This is a genomic window from Comamonas testosteroni (genome assembly GCF_000761245.1).
GTDB classification, from domain to species: domain Bacteria; phylum Pseudomonadota; class Gammaproteobacteria; order Burkholderiales; family Burkholderiaceae_C; genus Comamonas; species Comamonas testosteroni_C.
This window is the reverse complement of sequence record NZ_AWOR01000057.1, coordinates 41,350-59,901: the sequence shown is the minus strand read 5'-3', so window position 1 is coordinate 59,901 and position 18,552 is coordinate 41,350. Positions and strand designations below refer to the sequence as shown.

Below are 18,552 nucleotides of genomic sequence, written 5' to 3'. Positions count from 1 at the left end.
ACAGCTCGCTGGGCTGTGTCTGTTTTGCATCTATAATCGAGCATGACGGGCCTCCTCGCATGGGGAAGCAGCCAACCGGGTCAGGTGGGGAACCAAGCAGCCCTAACTGTGGATACAGTGCCGAGATCAGGCTCGTCACCTTTCGATGGAAACCTCTTTACAGACAAGAGGCTGTCTTCCGAGAAAGGCCATTTTTCACCATGAACAACACCATGCAGTAGCACTTTGCCCAGAAAAAGTGTTTCGCATCGGCGCTCCATGCCTGGGGTCTCAACCTGATTCCAGAGGCGGCAGCGACCCGGTCAGAGCTGAACCCGTCATTGCCTCAAGATCTCCCGCAGGCAATTGACAGACCAGAGCCACAACCAAGAAATCAGATGCAAAAAGGCCGCAATTGCGGCCTTTTTGTTCTTACCGGATTGACATGGCGCCGCACAGCGGCGCCATGGAAACTCAAACCGGAACGCCCACCAGATCATGACCCTGCGTGCCCACGATGCGCACGCTGATCAGCTCACCCACCTTGTAGGTCTTGCTGGCCTTTTCGGGCGGCTGGATGTGAACCACGCCGTCGATCTCGGGGGCATCGGCATAGGTTCGGCCCACACCGCCCTTTTTGCCCAGGCTGACAGCCTTGTCCACCAACACCTTCATGACCTGGCCCACCCGACGCTGCAAACGCTTGGTAGAGACTTCCTCGGCCACTTCCATGAAACGCGCACGACGCGCTTCGCGCACCTCTTCGGGCAGCATGCCAGGCAGTTCGTTGGCGGTGGCGCCTTCGACAGGGCTGTAGGCAAAGCAGCCGGCACGGTCGATCTCGGCTTCGCGAATAAAGTTAAGCAGATGCTCGAACTCTTCCTCGGTCTCGCCGGGGAAACCGGCAATGAAGGTGGAACGAATCACCAGCTCGGGGCAGATCTTGCGCCATTCGCGGATACGGTCCAGGTTCTTTTCGCCCGATGCGGGTCGCTTCATGCGCTTGAGCACATCGGGGTGGCTGTGCTGCAAGGGCACGTCCAGGTAAGGCAGGATCTTGCCCTCGGCCATCAAGGGCAGGACCGCATCCACGGTGGGATAGGGGTAGACATAGTGCAGACGCACCCAGGCACCGTGCTGCTGCGCCAGCTTGCCCAGCTCGTCGGCCAGCTCCAGCATGCGGGTCTTGACGGGCTTGCCGTCCCAGAAGCCGGTACGGTACTTCACATCCACACCATAGGCCGAGGTATCCTGGCTGATTACCAACAGCTCTTTCACGCCCCCTTCGAATAGCGCCTTGGCCTCCTTGAGCACATCGCCGATCGGACGCGAAACCAAATCGCCGCGCATGCTGGGGATGATGCAAAAGGTGCAGCGATGGTTGCAGCCTTCGGAAATCTTCAGATAGGCATAGTGCTTGGGCGTGAGCTTGATGCCAGCATCGCCAAAGCTGCCAGGCACCAGGTCCACGAACGGGTCGTGCGGCTTGGGCAGATGAGTGTGCACCGCATCCATCACTTCCTGCGTCGCATGGGGTCCCGTGACTGCCAGCACGCTGGGATGCACCTCGGCCACCATGGTGGAGCCACCCTCTTTGCCAGCCTTGGCACCCAGGCAACCAGTCACGATCACCTTGCCGTTGGCTGCCAGAGCTTCGCCAATGGTGTCCAGGCTTTCCTTGACGGCATCGTCGATGAAGCCGCAGGTGTTGACGATGACCAAATCCGCGCCTTCAAAGGTCTTGGAAGTCTGGTAGCCCTCGGCGCTGAGCTGCGTGAGAATCAGCTCGCTATCAGTCAAGGCCTTGGGGCACCCGAGTGATACCATACCTATACGGGGAATTTGATCTTTCTGGGAGATGGCTTCAGTCATGGGGGATTCTGCAAAAAATGGTTTGGTGTATAGCTATCTGCGGTTCTCTGATCCAAAGCAATCGGCAGGAGGCAGCACAGACCGACAGCTTGCATATGCTGCCAAGTGGGCTGCCGAGCACGACCTAAAACTTGATACCCATCTATCGTTAAGGGACGAGGGTCTTTCTGCCTACCATCAACAGCACATCAAATCAGGCGCTCTGGGCGTTTTCCTGCGTGCTGTCGAAGAAGGGCGTGTTCCCTTTGGCTCAGTGCTCATTGTTGAGGGCTTGGACCGCCTATCTCGCGCTGAACCCATCCAGGCACAGGCGCAACTAGCCCAGATTGTAAATGCGGGCATCACAGTGGTCACCGCCAGCGACGGGAAGACCTACAGCCGGCAGCGGCTCAAAGACAACCCGATGGACCTTGTCTATAGCTTGCTGGTGATGATTCGCGCTCACGAAGAGTCGGACACCAAGAGCAAGCGGGTCAAGGCAAGCGTCCGCCGTCTTTGCGAAAAATGGATTGATGGCTCCTACCGTGGCCGCGTCGAACAGGGCCACGACCCGGCCTGGCTGACCCGCAATGACACCGACGGCTGGGACTTCAAGCCCGATACTGTCAAGGCCATCCTGCGCACGATCGAGATGTACAAGCAAGGCCTGGGCGGCAAGCGCATTATTGAGAAGCTCAATGCCGAGGGCCTGCGCATCTACCCAACCAGCAAGGAAAACCAGACGCTGCAGGTCTACCGCGTCACCAAAATGCCCCAACTGGCTGGGCACAAGCCTATCAGCGTGGATGGCGACGAGTACCTGCTCAAAGGCTATTACCCACCGCTGCTGTCGGAGCTCGATTGGGAAGACCTGCAACGGGTTGTCAAGAGTTCTGGACGCCGCAGGGTGAAGGGGGATCTGCCCCACGTAATCACCGGCATAGGCATCACGTTCTGCGGGTACTGCGGGCACCCCATGGCCGGGCAGCACCTGGCCAGCAAGAAGCGGCTACCTGACGGCAGGATTCGGGATGGCTACAGACGCCTGCTGTGCTCGGCCGCTGCCACCTTCAGTGCTGTGTGCCCGGTTCGCGGCTCAACCTCGGTGGCCCCCATCGAGCGCGCGATCATGTCTTACTGCTCCGACATGATGAATCTGCAAGGCTTGTTTGAAACGGACACCAGCTCTGAAAGCCGCAAGGAGCTTCTAAAGGCACAAAAGAATGTCGAGGCGATAAAGGCCCAGCTCGACAAGCTGACAGACGCCATGCTCGCCTCGGCAGATGAAGGAATTCCACTCACATTTGCCCGCCGCGCCCGCCAGCTCGAAGAGGATCTGGCAGTCGCAGAGAAATCTCTGACAGCCCAAGAGCGCGATATCGCCATGCTCGCCCGCCGCGACATATCTGGTGCTGATGAGAAATGGCGGGCACTCGCAGCCGGCGTGGAAGCCCAGGACATAGAGACACGATTGCAAGCGCGCCAGCTTGTCGCGGACACCTTCAGCCGCATATCGGTCTACCACCACGGCCTTCGCCCCAATCACACACCGAAGTCCCGCGACTACTACATTGACCTGATGCTGGTCGCCAAAGGCGGCAGCTCCAGATGGCTTCGCATTGACCGGGATGGCAACTGGGTACATGACGAAAGCTACGAAGCCGCTGACTAATACATCAGCGCCGTGACGACAAAGGCCCCGTGCGCTGGCAGCAGGGGCTTTCAATATTCGCCCAGAAAAGGCGGCTATATACTGTATGCATGTACAGTCATCGTCTACTGAGCGGCATGCCCGTCCAACTCACTGCCACCCCAGTTGTCTTGCCGCTGGCTGATTGCAGCGTGCGCGCAGGCTTCCCTTCACCAGCCGAGGACTTCTCGGGCAAACGATTGGACATTACCGAGCTGCTTGTCGAGCACCCGCAGGCCACATTCCTGTTGCGCGTGGCCGGGCCATCCATGCGCGAATACGGCATCGATGACGGTGACCTCATCGTGGTCGACCGGGCACTGCGCGCGCGCCATGGCAGCATCGTCGTGGCCGTTCTTGACAATGACTTCACCGTCAAGGTCCTGCACAACGCTGGTGGCTGCTTCAAGCTCAGGGCTGGCAATCCCACCTATCCCGACATCGTCCCCAAAGAGAACCAAGAGCTGGAAATCTGGGGCGTGGTCAAGTCCTGCATCAAACGCTTTGCATGAGCATGTATGTTCGCGCTCATCGACGGCAACAACTTCTACGTCAGCTGCGAGCGGGCTTTCAGGCCTGCCCTTGAGGGCATCCCTGTCGTCGTCCTGAGCAATAACGACGGCTGCGCCATCTCACGCTCCGACGAGGCCAAGGCCCTGGGCGTGAAGATGGGGCAGCCGTTTTTTCAATTGCGCGACCTAGTCGAGCACAAGGGGCTTGTCTGCCTCTCACCAAACTTTGAGCTGTACGGCGACATGAGCGACCGCATGATGTCGCTGGCTGCCGGCCTGGGCCCCACCCAAGAAATCTACAGCATCGATGAGTCATTCATTGGGGATCTGGACGGCGTGCGGGATCTGACCAGGCGAGCCTTTGCCATTCGCGCACGCATCCTCAGATGGACAGGCATCCCCACATGTGTGGGCCTGGCCCCCACCAAGACCCTGGCCAAGCTCTGCAACCACGTCGCCAAGGACTCGGAGCGCAAGCCTGGCAGCTATCCCGCCGAGCTGCAGCGGGTCTGCAACTGGGCCGAGCTGTCCGAGCAGCAACGCACCGACATTCTCGGCCGCACCGCCGCCGGCGAGGTCTGGGGCGTGGGCCGGCGCATCTCTGCCCAGCTGGCCGAGCAAGGCGTGCTGACTGCGCTTGACCTGGCCAGGCTGCCCGCCCATGCCGCGCGCGATGGCTGGAGCGTGGTGCTCGAGCGCACCGTGCGCGAGCTGCAAGGCGTGAGCTGCATGAGCTTGGAGACAGCCCCTGCCGCCAAAAAACAGATTGCATGCACCCGCAGCTTCGGTCACCCCATCACCACCCTGCCCCCATTGATAGAAGCTGTGAGCGAATTTGCAACCAGGGCTGCAGAAAAACTGCGCGCTGGCGGTTTGCGTGCTGGCGCCCTGCATGTTTTCGCACACACATCACCATTCAGACCAGGCCGCAGGTTCTACGAAACGGCAGTGATTCAACTCCAGCCGCCCTCCTCCGACACCAAGGCGCTAGTGAATGCGGCCGTGCGCGGCTTGCGCTCGATCTACCAGCCTGGCTATCAACTATCCAAGGCCGGAGTCATGCTGCAAGACCTGTGCCCTGCAGAAGTGCAGCAAGGCGATCTGCTCTTTCAGGAACCCAGCCGCGATCAAAGCAAGCTGATGGAAGCCATGGACAAGGTCAACAAGCGCTTCGGCAAGGGCACGGTGCATGTCGCCAGCACCGGCGTTCCCGAGCTGGACGAGAGCGGCTGGCGCATGCGCCAAGAGCGCCGCACACCGCGCTACACCACCAAGATTGACGACATACCGATTGCGAGGGCCTGAGCCTAACGATTCTTTCCGCGCAATAACTCAGAACCTGTACAAATTTGATAGAACCGCTTGATTGCTGTTGTCGACTTTGCTAGGTTCTGAACACCATAGTCAGCCAAACCCTCATAGTAATTATTTGGTGTGGAAGGAAAATCCGCCCCCGGCCCATGCACGAGAGAAAGCAGTATGTGCTCTGCCTCAGACAATTCATTTAATGCCGATTCACATTCTTTATAAAATGACTCATCTAAGGACGCAATATCAACAAGGTGCTTTAAAAAATTATCTTTTCGTATCCCATGCTGGACATAACTCCCCCTGTCATACCGCACAACGAATCCACCAGCAGGACGACTGGTTATAGATATTTCAGCGGCGTTCTCACTGAGTTTCTTATTTTTAATCTCATTCAACATTAAATTTAAATTTGATATCGATGAGTAATTTAACTCAATGTCTCTCGCAAGCACTTTCTTAATTGCTTGAAGCTTTCGTCTGTCTGCTGCTGTACGACGCCTCCATTCGAGGAATTCTTTTATTCCGAAAAGAGTGATTGTCACAACCGCTGTGACAGGAATAATTGTTGATAAATCAGACATGATCGTAAGCATATCTGTTTCTCTAAACAAAAAGCCATCCAAAAGAACGATGGTCGCTACACAGATCAAAGACAATGTGCACTATGACCGATGACTCCCCGATCCACACAGTCCACAAGCGCGTTTGCCACACGTTCCTCCGGCACTGGAAGGCCCACAACAACGCCTACCCTAAGCTGATCAAGATGACGCCGGAAGAGTTGCGGCAGTTCAACATCGTCAACGCCTTCGCTAAGCCCAATGAAATGTGGGGAGTCCCAATAGAAATCGACCCCAACACCACGGGCGTGATGATTGCGGTCGATGGGGCAGAAATGCCTTTGGTCGAAGGCTACTGATCAAGCACCAAACGCAAAGAAACGTCCCGGCACCAATCACGGTGTCGGGGCGCTTTCAGTTTATCTGCTCGAGCAGTGCCCGGTCAGCCGCTATCTGGCCGCGCAACAGTTTTACCTGGGCGTCTCGCTTTTCGACCAGGCCGCTAAGCTCGCCAACCACTTCCGCGCCTTCTGCAGCGAGGGCTGCGAGTCGCTGGTGCTGATCTGCGAGATCTCGGCGGGCAGCGGCGTCACTGGCAAGCTGGGCGTTGCGGGTTGCAGCGCTCCTGATGTCGTGCTGCAGGCCTGCAATGCGGGCAGCATCAGCAGTGCGGCCAGCCTCCAGGCGGGCCATTTCTTGCGTGTAGTCATGGGTGTTTTCCTGTTGGGCAGTGCCGTGCTCAACCACTGCCTCTGCTTTTTTTTCTGTCACTGCTTGTGATTGCTTGGCCTGAGCTTCGCCCTGGCTTGCCTGAGTTGATTCAACGCGGGCGGATGCAGCGTCCGCCCGCCAGCCCTGAGCTACCCAACCAGCAGCAAAGGCCAGCGTCAGCAGTAGCCCGAAGGTTATGGATTGGCCGCGACTGATCATGCTGCGACACCCGCCATCGCCTCAATGGCTAGGGCATAGTTTCGTGCCCACTTCGCCCGCAAGTCCGCCCGCTGCTGAGCGCTGCCGCGTGCCCAGGCTCCTGGGCGCCATGTGCGAAGGTACAGCTGCCACGCCCCCTCCTCATCTCCAACAGTCGGCAAGCGCTGCGCATCAGTAAACATCAGCAGCCGCGCCACAGAGGCAGCAAACACATCATCTGCCTCCAACTGCTCCCATATAGCGCGCGGTTCGAATGCCACACCTCGCGCGGCGCAAACGATGCTCAGCCAGTATCGACTTGCCTCGTGCAGGTACACCCCCCAAACACCGCCACGGCTCGACTGTGTGCCCTGCTCAAACTGCCAGAAGCCCCTCGCCAGCCCCTTTGCTCCAGGCCGTCCCTGCACGATCTGATAGCGATCCTTGAACCGGCTTTCCTGCAGGCCTGATGCGAGCAGGTACACGTGAGCCTGGGGCGTATCCATGGCAGCAGGCAGCAAAGCCATAGCTGGACGGATGGAATTGGAAATAATGGATTCGAGCGTCATTCGTCGTCACTCCTTCGCATCGGGTGCGAGCTGACCCACCAGCGCACCACGTTGAGGCCAAGACCCGCCAGAACAGCAAGCCCGAAAATCACGCTGGCCACCGACGGCCAGGAGTTGAAAAGCAGCGGCTGCAAGCCGGATGCCATGGCACCGACCAGCAGCAACGTATAACGCGCACGCGCCAGCAGATAAGTGCGGCAGATATGAGAGTTGAGCCGGCAAATGCAGGCCCAGCCAATGCCCAAGCAAAGGGCAAGATTTAACCCGGCGAGCAATTGATGGGTTTGCCACGTCACTGCGCACCTCCTCGCTTGAAAGAAAGAAACTGGCCCCAGACCCACTTGCCCAAGCGAATCCAGTCCTGGCCAACGCCACCAATGAACAAGGCCACTGGGGACAAGAGCCAGCGCGTGTCTTCCTTGCCCAGCCACATGCCAATCATGTCGGCCACATTCACAGTCACCATCAACGCGGTACCGCAAATGAGCGCAAAAAAGTTGACGGCATTGAACCGGGTCGAAGGCTCACGCCTACCCAGCGCCCAGGCCGCCCCAATGGCTGAAGACAGAACGATCACGGCGTATGGCCCCACCACGGCCGCAAGCGCCGGCGAAAAGACCACGCCTACCACAGTCACGGAGACCGCTACCGGATCGAGATTGCTAGTCACATAACCCCCCTCTCTTGTACGTAAATCACCCAAACCGCGATACACACCAGGATCGGCACCACGGCATCCAGAAAAGAGCCGGCATTCCAGACACGCGGGTCAAACCCTCCCCACCAGGGCATGCCCGTGCGGTTCCCGCCAGCAAACGCCTGAATCCAGCGGTATTCCGCCTGGGTATGCTCGCGCGCCAGCCACCAGCTGCAGGCCAGCGCGCCGCCCAACCACCAGTTGCCCAGCATCAGGCCGACCAGGGCCTGGGCGAGCATGGCGATCAGCGCATGAATCAAAGGTGTCCAATCCATGGCTACAGCTCCAGCGCGTGCGCGTAGATAAAGAGCTCGTCCACCTGCTGGGCGCTGAGCTCGAGCTGCTCGGCCGCCCACAGCACCGTAGGGCTGGGGCGCTTCCAGTTCAGGACCTCGTTCATCGCGGCATCGAGCATGGTCTGCTGCTCGGTATCCGTGAGCGACTCGCGCAGCTGCTGCAGGCGATCCCACAGAGTCACGCCTTGCCCATCCACCTGCTGCATCAGGGCCAGCTTGGCTTGCCAGCGGGCAACTTCGGCCGGCACTCGCGGTGGCGGTGCGTCACCACTGCCCGCAAACACCCTGTCAGGCGATGAAGGTGCCGCAATCTCATAGGCTGCCAAGGCGGGGACGGGTGCGCTCAGGTTGATATGCCATCCAGGGATGAGCGCCATCTCAGGGATGGACCCCTCAGGCGTGTCGATCACTGAGCCCGTTGGGCGCTGAATCCTCCCGACGACATCGACTGCCACAACCTCTATATACGACGGCCATGCGTTTTCAACGATCCATGGTGCGAAGGCGAGGCGCGCTGCCGCCTCGCTGGCAAATTGCAGGTACATCATGCTGTGAGCCTTTGGAGTTGAGCGTCAGTGATACGGCCGCTGTAAACCGCCAAGCGCGAGATACATCCACCCAAAAAACCGTTGTTCGAAATACTGCGTCCTAGGCTCAACCGGGAGAGATTTGCAGGGAAGTCGCGCGGGCGGGTGGTGTCTTTCGCAATCAGTGAGCCTGCAGCCAGTGCCGCTGCCTTTCCTGTCGCATCAAAGCTCATGCCTATGCTGAGCGGTCGCCCCGCAATGTTGCCGCCAGACTGACCGACACCTCCCTTGTTGACCCACCAGTTGGTGCGATTGTTCGAGCCGGAAAAGTAGGTGTACGCGTGGTCCGCATTGGTGTCGGCAGGGTTCGCCGCACTCCACAGGTAAGCATTTGCAGTGTTGGCCGATGCCAGGCCTGCCACGGATGCAACGATGGCACCAACGGTAGGGAGCGTGTAGTCGATGTACAGCAAATCTGCGGCCCGAGTCACCGCAGTTCCCGCTGTAGGGATGTAGCTGGTTGGGAAATCACCTGTCTCCATCTGGAAGCGTCGAACTGCTACAGATTGCCCAGGAAGAATCTCCCCGAGGGTGATTTGCTGATTTGTTGAAATCTCTGTCGTTCGCACTGAGCCCGCAACCCAGATGCGTACCCAACCGTCTTCCAGCTTCACCGCACCATACCCGCTTGAAACCGCTTCCCCGCCTTTGAGTAGCATCACCGTTTCGGTATTGAAGTCATAGACAACGCGCAAATACGAACCAACGTATCCATTGCGCTGCACATAAACTTTCTGAGATGTGGCTGTTCGCTTAACTTCGCATGAGATAGCCATTGAAAGGTCGGTAGAAATACTTGGCGATGCAGGTCGAGCCGTATAGGTCGCGCCTGTCACGGACAACACGCTATAGCCGCCATCTGCTGCGAAGTACTCTGCCGAACATGCCCCTTCAAGGATCCATGCGCCGGAGCTTGTTAGGTTGTTAGGTGCTATGCAGTGATTCGTCCGAGCCTCTTCCACCAATAGACCAAGACATTTACCTGTTGCGGGGTCGTAGTCGATTCGCGGCACATTGGACGCGACAGTGCGCCGCTTGCCGTCAGGGCCGCAGCAAGTTGCAGTGCTGGCCCGCACACAGCTGATGCGCGGATCCACTCGGCCAGAATTCGCAAAGTCCAGCAAAAAACTTGGACGAATCGCCGGAAAGTCAGTGATTGTTGTCATGCATAGGTCTCCGTAATGCTGCGCACCACGTCATCGAGGCCGTGGAATTTCTTGATCAACTGGGTGTCGCTGACACGCTCATGCCACACCTCCCCAGGCTGGCTGTTACGCGCATTGCGGTAGACCTGCTGCACCCCGACAACATCCTGAAAAGCCAGAGCCCCCAGGTGCTGGTTGCTCGGAACCTGGTCAGGCCCAGACCCCAAGGTTGTCAATGCTAGGCATGCGGCTGCCAAGGTATTGATCGCCGTCTGGGTAGCGGCACTGACTGGCAGCTTGTCCACAAACACACCGCTCGGCGTTCCGTCAGGGGCAATCTGCAGCCTGACCACCCCATTGGTGATGAGTTGCAGAATGTCTGCGCCTGGGAAGTTGAGACCGGTGTTTTCGTCGGCTTCGCCCCGCAGACTGGGCGCCGCCGCCGTGCCTGCAGCAAACTTGCCAGCACCAACGCCGTCACGCACCGCCTGGTAGCTATTGACCAGCGCCGCAGCCTGCGCGGCCAGGTCGCGCAGATAACCCTGAGTGGGCATGATTGCGTAGGCTTGGACCGTGGCCGTACTGCCTTTGTAGTTCGGGCTGATGCGCAAACTGGTTCCGCTGACGATGGACGTGATCTCATAGACCTGCGCGTCCGGTCCCAGAAAGGTTTCACCAACCGCTGCACCATCCACCCATGAGGTGCCTGTGCCGGTGATGACGTTGCTGTTGTTGGTCACCGCTACGGTGCCAGTTCTGTACCAAGCCATTGCTTATTCCTCCTTCGGCAATTCAGGCCAGTGAATGTTTTGCGGATCTGTCTGCGTGGTGATTTCGCGCAGCGCTTGGCGGTAGATCTGCCATTCGAGAGACAGGGCTTGCCCCCGCTCGATGGCGCGCACCACCCTCCAGTCAGTGGCAGCCAAGCGCGCATCACGCTCAAGACGAACATCGCGCCAGGCGGCATCGGCGGCCTGAGCGCTATCCATTACCCAGCACAGTGATTTCCAGTCCCACTGCGCATGTGGGCTAGGCGGCTCTGGCTTGTGCCGCCATACCGCCCCATCCCACCAGTCACCTCCAGACACTCCGTCAACCACGCGGCAGCCCTGCGGGACATTCGCCTGCAGCTGGTCAGGCGAGCAGACCAGCTCATGCACCACCCGTCCCAGCTCATCAACAACCGTCACCTGCAGCACCAGCGGCTGATCCTGTTGCTCAACTTCAGCACTCATCGCTTGATCTCCATGATTGAAATGCCACGGTTGCGCGTGGTCACATTGACGGAGTTCCCCATCATTCGGGCCTCAACCGTCACGCTGAAGGTGTGAAAACCAGCGCCAGGGGTGTCCGTCAGAGGAGGAAGAGAGATCGGCATACCGACAATGCGGCTGGTGTAGAAATAGCCGCTTTCGTTGCTATTGGTCTGCACTTCACAGGGCAGGTCGATGCGACGAACTTCGATGCCATCGCGCCGCAAGCGAACGCGGATGAGAGGACTAAAGGACGAGGTGACGCCACCCGAGGCAGTCAACCCAAAACCGACCAATGCCATCACGCTTCCGCCCGAGCTCGTGAAGTTCACTGAGGCAATCTCCACCTCTGTGTCGTAGTTCGAGAAAGACACATCGCCCGCCGAATACGCTGCGGCATTGGCACTGATAGCGCCGCCGGCGATGTTGATGGTGTTGACCGCGTTGATGGCCGAGGCCGTCAGCACACCCGAGAACGACCCTGTTGCCGCCTGCAGCGCCCCAGCGAAGGTGCCGCTGGCGGCCTCCAGGCGCCCCGAGAAAGTGGCGTTGCCGTTGATGACGTTGAATCCAGGCATCGATACATAGCCGTCCCGGCCAAGTTCCACATACCGGCCTGTGCTGGGGTTACCAAGTAGCAAGCCATTCGGCCCCAGATGAAACCCGGTTCCGGTGCCGGCAGGCCACGCATAGCCGGTGAACGCGCCCGCATTGAGGCCATTCGCATTGATGGTGATGCCTCCAATGGAGCCCGCCGTGGAGTAAATAGTCCCGCGCACGATCACACCCGAGAACTCAGCCATGCCGTCAGGCCGCAGGATCCAGCCACTGGAGCCGGTCACGTAGTTGCTCGACTTCAGGCTGCCGCCAATCACACCATTGCCGGCTGTGAGCTGACTCGCACTGATGGCCGTGGCCTGGATCTTGTCCGCCAGCAAGGTGCCGAAGCGCCCCAGAATTACGTCCACGTTATTGATGTAGACGGCATCCATATAGACGCCAGCCGGCACCACCACCCCGTTGATGGTTTGCGCCGTGGTCTGCACCGAGAACGGCCTGACGTTGGACACACCAGCCGGCGAGCCGCTGGGCGCCGCGATCCAGAACGAATTGGCCATGACGCCAAAGTCGATGGTTGGGCCGGCCGTGCCATTGGATGTGCCCGACAGTGCAAATCCGCCGACCACCTGCTGACCGCCTTGCGACAGCTGCATGCGCACGGAGTACAGGGCACCGAGGTGGCCGGTCTCATTGGCGCGCACCGACTGCTCGGCATGGATGGCTGCCACCGCGTTATTGGCCGTGGACTGCGCCGTGGCTGCAGCAGCCGCTGCATCCGTGGCTACCTTGTCCGTCGCAACGATCCAGGCCGCACCACTCCATCGTTTGGGCGTGTTGGCGCCACCGGTGGTATCGATCCAGAGGTTTTGCGGCAGTCGATCCTCTGCAGCAGGCTGTGCACTGCCAAAGATCACCTTGCCCTTGCCACCGGCTGCATCACTGGCCGCCTGAGCGGCCTGCATGGCCGCGTCATGATTGCCTTCAACCACGGCCTGCAGCTGTTGACGTTGGCTCGCTTCTGCCGAGACAGCATCCGCCCGAGTCGTTGCCTCCTGATCGATGGCGGCAGAAAGGCTCTGCTGCCCGCGCTGTGTTTCTGCCGCCAATTGCTGCCGGGCTTGCGCTTCGGCGGCATCAGCATCCGCACGAGTCTTGGACTCCTGGGTCAGCGCTGCCCCCTGCGCGCCGACAACGGCCGCCAGTTCCAAGCGCTGCTGGGCTTCTGCAGCCAAACCGTCTGTGATTGCGGCGCTGAGTTGATTGCGAGCGAACGCTAACGCATCAGCAGCCTGCTCCCGATTGCGCTCACCCGAGAGGATGTCTCGCAGCAACGCTTCGGCGGTCTTCTCTGCATCGCGCTCATTGCGCCTGGTGGCTGTCACCGTAGCCGTGATAGCCGGCACATCCAGGGCATTGAGCGTGAGCTCGGCGCTGCCCATGCGCTGCTGCAAGGCATCCTGATCGGCCTGGTATTCGGCCCGCGTCACCCGCAAAGCGATCTGGCCGCCGAGCGCATCCAGATTGCTCTCAGCTGTGGTCAGCCGCACCAATGCCCCCTGCAACTCCAGTGCATCAGCCTTTTGCGTCAGCCGACCGTTGATGCTGTCGAGCTCCTGCGTCACCGTGATGAGGCGCGCATCGATCCCCTCATAGAGGAGCAGATCCGCAGGCGACAGCACAGCCTCTGCGATCTTGCCGTCCACGTAAGCCGTGCTGGCTTTGAGCAGCATCTGCCCCTGCACCGCATCGAGCAGAATCTGCAGCGTGGTCACATGCTCATTCGTCTGCTCCAGGCCGTAGATCTTGACCTGGCCAGTGGCCGGATCGACATACACACCGGCGTCGGTGATGCGCTCGAGCGCCTTGTCCGCTGCCAGCGCCGCCTCGAGCAGACCCTCGGCCATCTGATTGATGTTGCCGCGCACGGACTGATTGAGTGCATCCTGCTGCTGGGCGGCCGTGACCAGGCTACGCCCGAGCGGACCGTTGTCCTTGTCCAGCAGATCGATGCGCTGGCCCAGGCTGTTGGCAAGCCACGATTCAGAAATGTGGCCGCCCAGCGCCTCTTGCACCTTCTGCAGATCCTGGCCGGTCTCCACGATCACAGGACCGGCCGGCAGGTCAGACAGCACGCCATCAACGGACTGGTGCTTGGCCCAGATGCTCCAGACGGTGGCTGGGTCACTGGTGAACGAGGCAGGCCCACCAAAGGCCTCAGCCACCTGGCGCGCTGCAGCAAACTGCGCCCCGGCACCCTCTGCCGCATAGATGATGGTTCGGGCATGCCCGTGGCCTTGGGAGTAGTTGGCCGCATCCCAGGTCACCTGCACGCTGGTGAACATGCCCACGGCGGCAAGCCCTGTCACCTGCGGTGGCGGCGTCAAATCCGGTTGCTGGATCTGGTCAAAGCTCTGGTCCAGTTCGATGCTGAAACGGACGATGCCATTCGCTAGCTGCCCAGCGGTATCGATGGCGCGCAGACCAAAGGTCCATAGGCCGGCCTGGGGCTTGCTCGTTTCAAACTGGGCGGTGTAGATGTCGTCAGCCTCACCCAGAGGCTGCATGGCACCCCACATGTCCACGCTCAGCGGGATCTCGCCTGCGATGAATCGGATCTGGACACCGGCCAATGCTGCAGGCTTGTCGCCGGCATATGCCCAGGCAAAGCGGCGCAGGCCGCCCTCCACCTGTTGGACCACAAACGTGCCCGGGTTGCGCGGAGGCAGCTGTGTCTGGCTGGTGATGTACAGCTTGACGGCCATCTGGCCCGCACGCCCGGCAGGATTGAACGGCCGCACCTCGATGAGCCATTCGCCCGCCCCGTCAATGCGGAACGTGCTGCGGTTGCCGACAGCGTTGCCGTCAACCAGGCGCAGCTCGGACCCATCACGGCCGGCCCAGACCTGGGCGTGGTCATAGTCGCCTTCCACATCCCAGATGCAGGACAGCTCGTACCACTCGGTGTCGCCCTGCAGGTTGACCTTTTCGGACACGCGCAGGTTTTTGACGACGGGGCGGCCCAGCTGGGGAATGCTGCTCTGGTTGGGCGCGGGCACATAGGTGCCGTTGAGCACGTAGTCCCAGAACTCAGGCCCTTCGGGCACGGCCGTGATGCGCGCGCCCTTGAGATCCGACTCGGGATCGATGCCAGTCACGCGCACGCGATAGCCGGGCGTGGCCTTGAAGTCGTAGCACCACAGCGTGTCATGCGCGGGGTTGCCGATACCTTCGCCGGGGAAGTCCAGATCTGCGGGCCATGGATCAGTCAGCCTGACCCAATCGGACTCGATCTCCAGTGCATCCACCTGAAAGACGCGATAGTCCCGCTCACCAGGCACGCGCAGGCCAATATAGGCCGTTGCCATGGGGGGCACCAGCTCATCGAGCTGCAGCAGCACGCCTGCACCGCCCAAATTCTGTGCAGCCATCACCCGGCCGCCAAAGCCCCATTGCGTCAGGTCGTGGGAGACCGACAGCACCGACAACCGGCGATAGTCCAGATGCTCGATGTCTGCCGTGTAGTGCACGGTCTTGTACTGATACAGGCTCTGGGCCAGGTGGTAGCGCGCCATGACGGCGGCGTGCTGCTCGCTGGTGATGCCCTCACCCGTCACGCGGGCCGGGCTGAGCATGGTGGTCACGCCGGGGGCCATCACGCGCAGGGTCGTCATCTCCCAGGTGTCGCGGTTCAGCCATTGGTACTCGATGCCATCGGCAGCGTTGCTCAGCGCGTAATCCACGCTGAAACCGCCCTTGAGCATGTTGGCCATGTTGACCACAGCGCTGTTGGGCTGGCCGTTGGTCACAAAAACGGCCGTGGGGCGGCTCCCATCTGTCCAGGCGAACTCGCCCATGCCGGCAAGAGCCACCTCATCGCAGAAGGCGCCCAACGACATGGTGGGAGTGATCCACTTGTCGTAGGTGTAGCCACGCGCCGCGCAGTGCAGCATGAAGGCCTTCAAGCCCTCAATGTCGATCTGCTCATCGGACAGGCCAAAGCCAAACTGCAAGACGCGCTGACCTTGGCTGTCCGTCGCCCACACACCGCGCAGTGCCTGCAGCAGGATGGCGCCGGGATTGGACAGACCTTCTGCGCGCGTGGTGGCCGTGGCCCATTCGGTGCCCGTCCAGATGGGCATTGGCTTGGCACGATAGGTGGCGCGCACTTGATCCAGGCTGCCGTTCAGCTGACCGGATGCGCGGATCTTGATGCCGATGCGGCCCCACTGGCTGTAATCGGTGGTGTCGGCATGCACGCTCTTGAGAGACAGCCAGTTGAACTTGCAGGCATCGGCAGAGCCGCCCTCGTTCCAGCGCGGCACGCCCAGCTTGGCACGCACCTCATACTGACCGGGGGCCACATCAAACGAGAAAGTGCGGCGCAGCACATCCGTGCTGGCATTGGTCAGCGTGTCGCTCAGCAGCCTGGTCCAGGCTGCGGCACCGACAACGCGCGCCTCAATCGTCAGATCAACCGAGTTGGGCTTGATGTTGCCCTTGTTGTCTACGTCGTAGAGCTGCCCCTCGATGTCCAGCTGCAGCACCCCGGCGCCGGCCGAGCCCGTGCGAGTGATCCAGTCGCCGCCGTTGACAAACTCGGCGCCTGCCACTGCATCCACATTGCTGTAAAGCGGCACATCCTGGCTGGGCATGCCGGGAAAGCCGTTGTAGTAGAGGCTCACATCGGAATAGTTGCCGATGGGCGTATCACCGATTGCGAGATCCGCGGCGCTGTGCACGTTGATGCCGCCGAGCAAGATAGTGCTCAGATACTGATCGTCGCCCTCATACCAGGCGTAGGACTTGCTAGCCAGGTCGGGCGTCACGCGCATCTCGCCCCAGAGCACAGGGATGGGCTCATAAGGCCGAGCCGTGTTTCGCTGGTCGCTCAGGCTGTAGATCTGCTTCTGGGCCTGGGATTGAACAGAGGGGATCTTAGGCCCCAGCACCTTGTTGATCAGCACCGATCCAGCAATGAACACGCCGAACTGAATTGCAGAAAGGTACATCCCCGCTGCAGCCGTCACATACGTCCCGCCAAGGGCTCCGTAAATGCCGCCGGCGATGCCGCCAGAAAAGTAGGTCAGTGCAGCCAGGGCCACCAGTTGCAGAGCACTCTTGCGCAGCACGGCCCGGCAGGCGATCAACTGTCCATGCTTGGGGTAGGTATGCGCCCACATGGCCTCGGGCACCATGGCCCCGCCGATCATCACGGTCCAGGCTCCAGAGCGGATACCGGGCACATGACGCTCGAGGAAGGTTGCCAGGCTCTCGCCAGGCTGCAGATCTGCCGGCACGTTGCGCTGGCCGTCCAGCGTCAACGCATTGGGCGAGACAACCAGACGACCCGCCATGTCCAGCACATCGGCGGGCACCCCGCCAACAGCAGCCACAGCAGCAGATTCAGCGCGATTCACTTCCATCGGTAATAGCCCTCAACAATCAGGCCGTAGCCCTGCAAGTCCTGCACCCGGTGCAGCACAGACGAGCCCAGCTTGTGGGAGGTGTGCAGAACGTGCGGTGCGTAATTGGTAAACACGTAAGTGCCGATGTGGCCGGCCTGCGCTGCGTCAAAGTCGCGCATCAGCACTGCATCGCCGTCCTGCGGAAACTCCACGGCCGTGCCTAGCTCGGAGCAGTAGCCGGCAATCGCTGCAGCCTGGGCGTCCAGCTCGAGCGGTCGCACGCGCTTGCCGGCCAGCACCACCGTGCGGCCGAACAGCTCTCGCTGCAGCAGCAGGGCCAGGTCCGCACAGTCCATGTGGCGCGGGCAATAGGGAATGCCAACGAAGCGATCCAGTTGCAGGGCATCCAGCATCAGAAGACCCCCGGCAAGGTGTGAGGATTGGCAATTTGCAGGCATGCCGCGCGGCGCATGAGCTCGTCCACACTGCATGTGGCCTGGGCAGACGCCCCGCTGATGCTCACGCTGGACATGGGAAGCCAGTAAACGTGCTGGTGCACATCGGGCTGATCGCGCGGCACGATGATCAGCTTGGCCATCGTGGTGGTGCCCGGCTGGCGGCGCTCGAGCTCGTCGCTGACGCCCCGCCCCACGTTGTCCATGGCCAGGCGCATGCGTGGCGCCTGACCGGACACGTCATCGGGGAGCGTGAAGCCAAAAGGCAGGCCGATATAGCTGATGCCGCGGCTCACGAAGTCCTGCCCGTCGTTGCAGATGTGCATCGACTCCGAAAAGCTGGGGTTGCTCACCTCGAGCAGCTCGATATGCCCGACATCGTCGGTAACGCGCTGGTTTCGCGTGCGAAAGTCGTTCATCGCAGGTACTCCAGCACGCAGGACCGCTTGCTCTGCGCATATCCAGCAATAGTGGGCACCAGCTTGCCGATGGCACCATCTTTGAAGCGCCCAGTGCGAACCGTCTGAGTTCGTGGGTCTGTCCAGGTAAAAAAGCCGATGCGCTTGATGGTGTTGAAGTACCAGTCGTAAAAGGACTCGGCATCTGCAGCACTGTCGAACAGCAGCGTGACGGGCACTTCCACCACGACACGACTCTGGCCCACGCGCTGCTTGGCCATGCCGCGCTCCATGTCGCTCTTGATAACGCCTGGGTCGAACTCTTCGCCGGTATCGTCCAGCAGGATGGTGAGATAGTCTGGGAGTTGCGCCAT

General features: G+C 60.4%; 19 protein-coding genes and 1 other RNA gene. 5 read left to right on the top strand and 15 right to left on the bottom strand.

All coding sequences use genetic code 11. From position 1 onward, the window contains the following. Positions 1-44: 44 nt before the first annotated feature. Positions 45-140: signal recognition particle sRNA small type (gene ffs, locus P353_RS28320), an RNA gene on the top strand. A gap of 313 nt (positions 141-453) precedes the next feature. On the opposite strand, the gene rimO is transcribed toward ffs, so the two are convergent. After that, a complete protein-coding gene (rimO, locus tag P353_RS16590) occupies positions 454-1,851 on the bottom strand; it encodes a 30S ribosomal protein S12 methylthiotransferase RimO (protein WP_034371765.1) in 1,398 nt (465 codons plus the stop codon). On the opposite strand from rimO, the gene P353_RS16585 reads away from it, so the two are divergent. The 3 genes from P353_RS16585 to P353_RS16575 all read left to right on the top strand — a co-directional run bounded on the left by P353_RS16585 (position 1,838) and on the right by P353_RS16575 (position 5,337). Continuing rightward, positions 1,838-3,502: a recombinase family protein gene (locus P353_RS16585; RefSeq protein WP_232776590.1), complete on the top strand. Its 1,665-nt coding sequence runs from the start codon at positions 1,838-1,840 to the stop codon at positions 3,500-3,502. The two genes, rimO and P353_RS16585, sit on opposite strands and share 14 nt — an antisense overlap. Positions 3,503-3,618: 116 nt before the next feature. Beyond that, positions 3,619-4,032, top strand: a complete 414-nt coding sequence (locus tag P353_RS16580; protein ID WP_198529089.1) for a LexA family protein — start codon at positions 3,619-3,621, stop codon at positions 4,030-4,032. Between the two features lie 6 nt (positions 4,033-4,038). After that, complete coding sequence (locus P353_RS16575; protein WP_034371759.1) at positions 4,039-5,337, top strand: Y-family DNA polymerase; 1,299 nt, start codon at positions 4,039-4,041, stop codon at positions 5,335-5,337. 2 nt (positions 5,338-5,339) lie between these two features. Here the strand turns inward: P353_RS16575 and P353_RS29290 are convergent, their stop codons facing one another. Beyond that, positions 5,340-5,936: a hypothetical protein gene (locus tag P353_RS29290; protein WP_157839622.1), complete on the bottom strand. Its 597-nt coding sequence runs from the start codon at positions 5,934-5,936 to the stop codon at positions 5,340-5,342. A gap of 71 nt (positions 5,937-6,007) precedes the next feature. Here P353_RS29290 and P353_RS16570 point away from each other — a divergent pair, with 71 nt between their 5' ends. Beyond that, a complete protein-coding gene (locus tag P353_RS16570; protein WP_034371757.1) occupies positions 6,008-6,262 on the top strand; it encodes a hypothetical protein in 255 nt (84 codons plus the stop codon). Between the two features lie 55 nt (positions 6,263-6,317). On the opposite strand, the gene P353_RS16565 is transcribed toward P353_RS16570, so the two are convergent. Genes P353_RS16565 through P353_RS16500 form a run of 13 tightly spaced genes read right to left on the bottom strand, consistent with a single transcriptional unit; the run spans position 6,318 to position 18,552 of the window. Further along, positions 6,318-6,833 (bottom strand): hypothetical protein, encoded by a 516-nt coding sequence (locus P353_RS16565; RefSeq protein ID WP_034371754.1) that lies wholly within the window; start codon positions 6,831-6,833, stop codon positions 6,318-6,320. Then, a complete protein-coding gene (locus P353_RS16560; protein ID WP_034371751.1) occupies positions 6,830-7,381 on the bottom strand; it encodes a hypothetical protein in 552 nt (183 codons plus the stop codon). Before P353_RS16560 ends, P353_RS16565 begins: the two co-directional genes overlap by 4 nt. Then, positions 7,378-7,677 carry a hypothetical protein gene (locus P353_RS16555; RefSeq protein ID WP_034371748.1) on the bottom strand — a complete coding sequence of 100 codons (300 nt, stop codon included), beginning with the start codon at positions 7,675-7,677 and terminating at the stop codon, positions 7,378-7,380. The genes P353_RS16560 and P353_RS16555 overlap by 4 nt, the downstream gene beginning before the upstream one ends. Beyond that, the gene (locus P353_RS16550; protein WP_034371744.1) at positions 7,674-8,051 is read right to left on the bottom strand and encodes a hypothetical protein; all 378 of its coding nucleotides are present in this window, start codon (positions 8,049-8,051) and stop codon (positions 7,674-7,676) included. Before P353_RS16550 ends, P353_RS16555 begins: the two co-directional genes overlap by 4 nt. After that, on the bottom strand, positions 8,048-8,353 hold the full coding sequence (locus P353_RS16545; RefSeq protein ID WP_034371741.1) for a hypothetical protein: 306 nt from the start codon (positions 8,351-8,353) through the stop codon (positions 8,048-8,050). Before P353_RS16545 ends, P353_RS16550 begins: the two co-directional genes overlap by 4 nt. Positions 8,354-8,355: 2 nt before the next feature. Beyond that, positions 8,356-8,922 (bottom strand): hypothetical protein, encoded by a 567-nt coding sequence (locus tag P353_RS16540; RefSeq protein ID WP_232776587.1) that lies wholly within the window; start codon positions 8,920-8,922, stop codon positions 8,356-8,358. Next, positions 8,919-10,127, bottom strand: a complete 1,209-nt coding sequence (locus P353_RS29285; protein WP_157839621.1) for a phage head spike fiber domain-containing protein — start codon at positions 10,125-10,127, stop codon at positions 8,919-8,921. The genes P353_RS16540 and P353_RS29285 overlap by 4 nt, the downstream gene beginning before the upstream one ends. Continuing rightward, positions 10,124-10,876 (bottom strand): hypothetical protein, encoded by a 753-nt coding sequence (locus P353_RS27620; protein WP_052084909.1) that lies wholly within the window; start codon positions 10,874-10,876, stop codon positions 10,124-10,126. Before P353_RS27620 ends, P353_RS29285 begins: the two co-directional genes overlap by 4 nt. Before the next feature lie 3 nt (positions 10,877-10,879). Continuing rightward, on the bottom strand, positions 10,880-11,341 hold the full coding sequence (locus P353_RS16520) for a phage tail assembly chaperone (RefSeq protein WP_034371734.1): 462 nt from the start codon (positions 11,339-11,341) through the stop codon (positions 10,880-10,882). Beyond that, on the bottom strand, positions 11,338-17,343 hold the full coding sequence (locus P353_RS27615) for a phage tail tip fiber protein (protein ID WP_052084908.1): 6,006 nt from the start codon (positions 17,341-17,343) through the stop codon (positions 11,338-11,340). Before P353_RS27615 ends, P353_RS16520 begins: the two co-directional genes overlap by 4 nt. After that, positions 17,334-17,738 (bottom strand): hypothetical protein, encoded by a 405-nt coding sequence (locus P353_RS16510; RefSeq protein ID WP_034371731.1) that lies wholly within the window; start codon positions 17,736-17,738, stop codon positions 17,334-17,336. The genes P353_RS27615 and P353_RS16510 overlap by 10 nt, the downstream gene beginning before the upstream one ends. After that, positions 17,738-18,199: a DUF1833 family protein gene (locus tag P353_RS16505; protein ID WP_034371727.1), complete on the bottom strand. Its 462-nt coding sequence runs from the start codon at positions 18,197-18,199 to the stop codon at positions 17,738-17,740. The genes P353_RS16510 and P353_RS16505 overlap by 1 nt, the downstream gene beginning before the upstream one ends. After that, positions 18,196-18,552, bottom strand: a complete 357-nt coding sequence (locus P353_RS16500; RefSeq protein WP_034371724.1) for a hypothetical protein — start codon at positions 18,550-18,552, stop codon at positions 18,196-18,198. The genes P353_RS16505 and P353_RS16500 overlap by 4 nt, the downstream gene beginning before the upstream one ends.